Genomic DNA, 5003 nt, shown 5'->3' with positions numbered 1-5003 from the left:
CGCTGGATGGAGGTCAAGCGCCGGACCAAGGAGGAACTGGAGCGAGCCGTTGAACACGTGTTCGAGCACTTTGGCAGTCAATTCAAAATGGAGTTCTGACTCGATTAACTTCTGCTGGCTAACTTAGTAAACCGCCGCATTGAAAACCACCTGACCATCCTGTCTGATCCTGAACTCCAGAACGCCAGGACTACCGTTGGCGTTATGACTCCATGGCTGCACCACCACGCCATCAAACCGCGAGTCAACACCGTACATGGAAAAATAACCCTTGGCGCAAATCAAACTGGGGTTATTGGACCAATCCACAGTCTTCCACTCAGAGTAAGTGACCGCGCCATTCTGACCACTCACAAACATAGGCAGCACATTCCAGGCGCCGCGATTTTCGCGCCAATCCACCACGACACCCGCCCCGGTCATCAACGCATTCAGCAAATCGGGCTTCTTGCTCTGGAAACCGTACTTGTAATAAAAGCCATCCAGATAAATGCATGCCCAGTTGCAGCCGCGCGGATGCTCGACAAACCCGACCACCTTGGGGCTGGCCCACGACTGCCCCGCGAACTGCACCACGCAGCGGTCGCCCACCTCAAACGCCGCAGCGTGACAAGTCATGTACTCGACAGGAACATCGTCCAGCGTATCCGCCTGGTTGACCGACAAATTCTGCGCCGATGAATGCGCCGCATCCAACGTCACCGTCGCCGTATGAGCGATTTTGTTCAGCGAGGCAATCCGCCCTTTGCGATAAGTCGGCTTGAACCTTTGCCACCCCGGCAGAATCGCGGCACTGAAGAATGCCTGCGCCGGCGTCATCAATTCCCTAGCCCTTAAAAAACCATCCTTCTTCAGATCAGGAAATCTTCCACCAGGCGCCACCAGAATTGACTCAGCCTCCCCAGGTATCTCCATGGTGGCCACCACACTGGAAGCATGCTCCGTCAAATCCACACACCAGGCCGAAATCTCGCGCTCCAACACCAGCGCCTGCAAATTGGACTTGATTTTCTTTTTTTCAGTGATGGCGGCTTGCAGCGTTTTCAAGTCATGCCTCCAGCTGGCTGCTGCTCCCTCTGCCTTCAACGCATTGGCCAAAGCCTTGGTCATGGCTGAAAACAAGGCTTGATGGGCATTGATATCAACAGCTCCCGCATTGGAAAACGCTTGGATGGCATTGTCTGCCGTGGCTTGCGCGATGTTTTTGACTTGCTCGGCGTCATCGAGCTTGAGCTGCACATCCTTGATCTGCTTGTCCAGCACCTCGATCAATTCAGAAAACCTATTGACCAGATACGTGCGCAACTCTGTGCCCAGGTCGATCTTGATCTGGTACAGCCCATCCTTGCCGCCGCTCACAATCGTGGCGTATCCCATCAGTTGCTGCCCCCCACATCCATGTAGGCATCGGCCCGCACCACGTAGTCGTTGATGTAATCCACGATGAAACTGGTGTCCCCCACCCAAGCCCGGTGCCCCGGCCGCAGCAGCCAATCCACGCTGCAGCGCACCCGCATCCCGCCCGACTGGCTGATGCTGCGCACCCCCGTCAGCGTGCGGTCCAGCGCCGCCGGTGGATGACCGTCACCGACCGCAAACCCCGTGCTGTAGCCGCTGATCGTGCCCGTGTAGTTGGTCGGACCCCGGTCAAACGCCATCTGCTCCAACGGCGACCGCGCCATCTCGTACTCGATCGCCTGCTCGCTCGGCAGCACCGCGCGCCGGTAAATCACAAACTCCGTCGCCGCATTGATCGTCGTCACCCAGTCCGTCACCGCCGGCACCACACATTGCACATAACTGCTGCCACCCGCGCGCAGCGTCGCCTGCCAGCTGCTGATCGGCACCCGCGCCACCCCGTTGGGCGTCACCAGATCCATCACATACCGCGAAACCGCCTCACCCAGAACGGTCGTGAAATCATGGAACGCCAGCACCCCACAAGCGCCCAGCATCGAAGGCGCTGAAGCCATCGCCAACACCGGCATCCGGGCCTGCACCACAGGCACCCCCAAAGGCGAACCAGCCGCAGCACGCCCAACCACCGGCACCACGCCCCGCGCATCAACAACGCCCAACGGCCCGGCCACAGCCACGCGGCCAGCCACCGGCACCACGCCCAGCACAGCCACGGCACCCAGCGGCGAAGCAGCAGCCACCCAAGCCGAAGTCAGATACCCAGCCGTGCCCAACACCGCAGGCGCACCCAGCGGTGAACCCACAGCCACCCGCCCCAGCACCACCGAAGGCGCAAACGACAAGTCAGCGGCATTGCCAGCCGGTGCCGTGAACGCCGCCTGCCCGGCCCAGGTAAAGTCCGCGGCGTTTCCCGCCGGTGGCGTGTAACTCATACCGGCGTCGTCCGCAGGATCAAGTCGTTGTACGCCGTGCCGGCGGTGTCATCAAGGCAAACGACGTTCACCTCGCCGGCGTGGGTCGTGGGGATGGAGTAACTGCCGACGGCTGTCGCCGAACCGACCGCAGAGTCCGGGAAGGGCAGTGCCGGCGGGGTGAAATTGGACGAATACCGGCCGACCCCCTTGGTCAGCCGTATCTCGTCGAGGTACCCATGAAGGTATTCGCCGCTGTTGTGCGCGCTCACACCGATGGTCAGCCCCCCGGCCGGTATCGAGCCGGAGTCGCTTGCCGTCCCCGCCAACACCCCATCCAGAAAGACACTGACCGTCGCGCCCGTCCTCGACCACGCGGCGTGATGCCAGGCACCTGACGAAACCGCCGTGACCGCGTTGTAGACGTTGCCGTTGATGTACAGCTCCAGCTTGTCGGGCTGAACACGGAACAGTGCCCCGCTGCTGAACTGGCCGATATTGAACAGGGACGCATAGACGGGGGAGAATGAGATCGCGTAGAACCAGCACTCCAGCGTGAAGTCACCTGGCAAAGCAAAGTCGCTGTGGCTGGGCACCGTGGCGCCCGCCGGCGAGGACTTCAGGCCCTGCGCCCCGAACCTCGCCCCCTCCGCGACCAGCTGCGTGCCGGACCCCAGCGTCATCGTCTTGGGTGTGCCACTGGAGTCGGTAGTAGGGTCGCCCTCCATGTGCAGCAACAGGGAGACGTTGGCGAAATCGCTGTCCCCCGGGGTCGGGGACCCGTCGCTACTGACGGTCCCACCCAGCAGCCCCCCTGTGTCCCTGCGGTACGCGCGCACCACCCGCCCAGCCACCGCCGTGCCCGTCTCGTCATAAACCGTCCCGCTGATCGTTGGCATCGCCTACCCCTTAACACCCATCACCCCACCGTCGCGCTAAACACCTCAACCGGCCCCCCAGCCACCACCGTCAACGTGTTCAACACCAACTTACCCGCCACAGTCGCCGTGCCCTGCTGCGCTGGCAGCGCCAGGTGCACCGCCCCGGTCGAATCACAAAACTCCCCATAAGCCGCCGTCCCATTCGCGGCCGCGCTCTCATCCCGCCCCGCGATCGAAAACGTCAACTGCCCCGTCGCTCCGTTGACCGAACCGCACGGGTCCGACAACGGAATTTGGGCCAGCAGCACGTCCGCACTGTCGCGGATCTTGATCGACCCGGCCGCCGTGCCGGCATCCACCAGGTCACGAAACGCCGTATGCGCCGCCACCAGCGCGGCAGCGGAATAGGTATGGACACTCGGAACAGCCATCGCTCAACTCCCATCAAACAGACAATTTCTCCACCACCAGCAGCGACAGCGACGATTCCGTCGCCCCGGGCGCATACGCCTCCGTCGCCGCCAGGAACACCCCGCGCCGCGTCGACACCTGCAGCCGCGCGTACCGCTCCACCAGCCGCGCCACGGCGGCCTCCTGCTCGGCGCTTTTCGGCACCCAGCGCAGCTGGATGGTGCGGTCCGCCTCGCTGTAGCCACCATCGTTGAACACCGCCCCGCCATCGAGCGTGGCCACCCGGCTCATGCGCCGGCGCGTCTCGCCCAGGGTCTGCTCGGGCACGCAATCCAGCGTCACCACCCCCAGCGGATCAAACGTCGTCGTCGTCAGCATCACCCGCATCTCATTTCCCCAGCAGCATTTCAAGGCCGTCCTTGTTCACCCGCACCTGGACCGCCTTCAGGATCTCCCACATGAACGCCTCCAGATGTGGCTGCAACCCGTCGCCCTGGATCTTGATCATCGCGTCGCCGTTGAGCATCGACTGCGTGCGCGCCTTGATCTCATCGATCGTGGCCCGCGTCAGCTCGTTCTGCAGCTTCAGCGCCTCGGCACGCGCCTCGCTTTCCGCCTCGATCTGGTCGCGGATCAGGTAATAGTCCGTGCCCGATAAATTCATGTTGCCCAGCTGTCCGTACAGCTTGCCCAACAGGTCGCCCGTCGACTGGATCGTGACGTTGATGCTCTCGTAAGCCGACTTCACCGTCTGCGCGTCCGCCTGGATCCGCGCCGTCGTGATCGTCGTCTGCTGCTCGATCAGCTTCAACTTCTCGGCGTGGTCCATCCGGGCCACTTCCTCGTTCCACTTCTTGCTGGCCTCGGCCGCCTTGTCCAATTCGGTCGCTGTCTTGCCGACCGCCGTCCCGGTCTTGCCCTGTTCATTGCCCAGCGTGATCGTGCCGTCAGCCGCCTTCACCAGCTTCTGCTCGTAGCCCGTGATCGCGCCAGTGGCCGCGTCGAACACCGGCACCGTTGCCAGCGTGTACTGGTTGGCCGCCTTTTGCGCATCAGCCAGCTTGCCAGTGCTGTCTGCGGCCTTCTTGCCAGCCGCGTAGTTGGCCAACAGCTTGTCGTTGGCTTCCTGGAAGGGATTGATGGTGTCCTCGGTAGCCTTGCCGACCTCGGAGATGGCGTCCCCAGCCTTGATGTATCCCTTCGTCGCCTGATCCCAAACCACAATGCCTTTGTCAACTAGCTTTTGAGCTTCATCAGGGCGATCGCGCTATGTTGAGTCTGGCGAGATTTGACCGAACAGGATCTGCTGGCGGTAGTCGAGGCTGGTGCCGGCGCGCATCTTGCGCCGGCGTATGCTCACGTTGCTGCTGTCGTTGTCGCG

At 62.4% G+C, this 5003-nt stretch carries 6 protein-coding genes; all 6 read right to left on the bottom strand.

Annotated features, from left to right (window positions below):
- Positions 1–123: 123 nt before the first annotated feature.
- The 6 genes from PHW99_RS17975 to PHW99_RS17950 are packed head-to-tail and all read right to left on the bottom strand — an operon-like array spanning position 124 to position 4844.
- Positions 124–1377 carry a hypothetical protein gene (locus tag PHW99_RS17975; RefSeq protein WP_300180934.1) on the bottom strand — a complete coding sequence of 418 codons (1254 nt, stop codon included), beginning with the start codon at positions 1375–1377 and terminating at the stop codon, positions 124–126.
- Positions 1377–2351 (bottom strand): hypothetical protein, encoded by a 975-nt coding sequence (locus tag PHW99_RS17970; protein ID WP_300180931.1) that lies wholly within the window; start codon positions 2349–2351, stop codon positions 1377–1379. Before PHW99_RS17970 ends, PHW99_RS17975 begins: the two co-directional genes overlap by 1 nt.
- The gene (locus PHW99_RS17965) at positions 2348–3229 is read right to left on the bottom strand and encodes a LamG-like jellyroll fold domain-containing protein (protein WP_300180928.1); all 882 of its coding nucleotides are present in this window, start codon (positions 3227–3229) and stop codon (positions 2348–2350) included. Before PHW99_RS17965 ends, PHW99_RS17970 begins: the two co-directional genes overlap by 4 nt.
- Before the next feature lie 20 nt (positions 3230–3249).
- A complete protein-coding gene (locus tag PHW99_RS17960) occupies positions 3250–3642 on the bottom strand; it encodes a hypothetical protein (RefSeq protein WP_300180926.1) in 393 nt (130 codons plus the stop codon).
- Positions 3643–3655: 13 nt separating this feature from the next.
- Positions 3656–4000, bottom strand: a complete 345-nt coding sequence (locus PHW99_RS17955; protein ID WP_300180923.1) for a hypothetical protein — start codon at positions 3998–4000, stop codon at positions 3656–3658.
- Positions 4001–4010: 10 nt separating this feature from the next.
- Entirely contained in the window at positions 4011–4844 is an 834-nt protein-coding gene (locus PHW99_RS17950; RefSeq protein ID WP_300180920.1) for a hypothetical protein, read from the bottom strand.
- Positions 4845–5003: the final 159 nt, after the last annotated feature.

The sequence above is a fragment of the Rhodoferax sp. genome, from assembly GCF_028689305.1.
In the GTDB taxonomy this organism is placed as follows: domain Bacteria; phylum Pseudomonadota; class Gammaproteobacteria; order Burkholderiales; family Burkholderiaceae_C; genus Rhodoferax.
Note: the sequence above shows the minus strand (reverse complement) of the source record. Positions and strands in the feature narration are given on the sequence as shown.

Excerpts from the sequence above, each read along its gene's own strand:
- PHW99_RS17975 (WP_300180934.1), bottom strand. The coding sequence starts at position 1,377 with ATGGGATACGCCACGATTGTGAGCGGCGGCAAGGATGGGCTGTACCAG.
- PHW99_RS17970 (WP_300180931.1), bottom strand. The coding sequence starts at position 2,351 with ATGAGTTACACGCCACCGGCGGGAAACGCCGCGGACTTTACCTGGGCC.
- PHW99_RS17965 (WP_300180928.1), bottom strand. The coding sequence starts at position 3,229 with ATGCCAACGATCAGCGGGACGGTTTATGACGAGACGGGCACGGCGGTG.
- PHW99_RS17960 (WP_300180926.1), bottom strand. The coding sequence starts at position 3,642 with ATGGCTGTTCCGAGTGTCCATACCTATTCCGCTGCCGCGCTGGTGGCG.
- PHW99_RS17955 (WP_300180923.1), bottom strand. The coding sequence starts at position 4,000 with ATGCTGACGACGACGACGTTTGATCCGCTGGGGGTGGTGACGCTGGAT.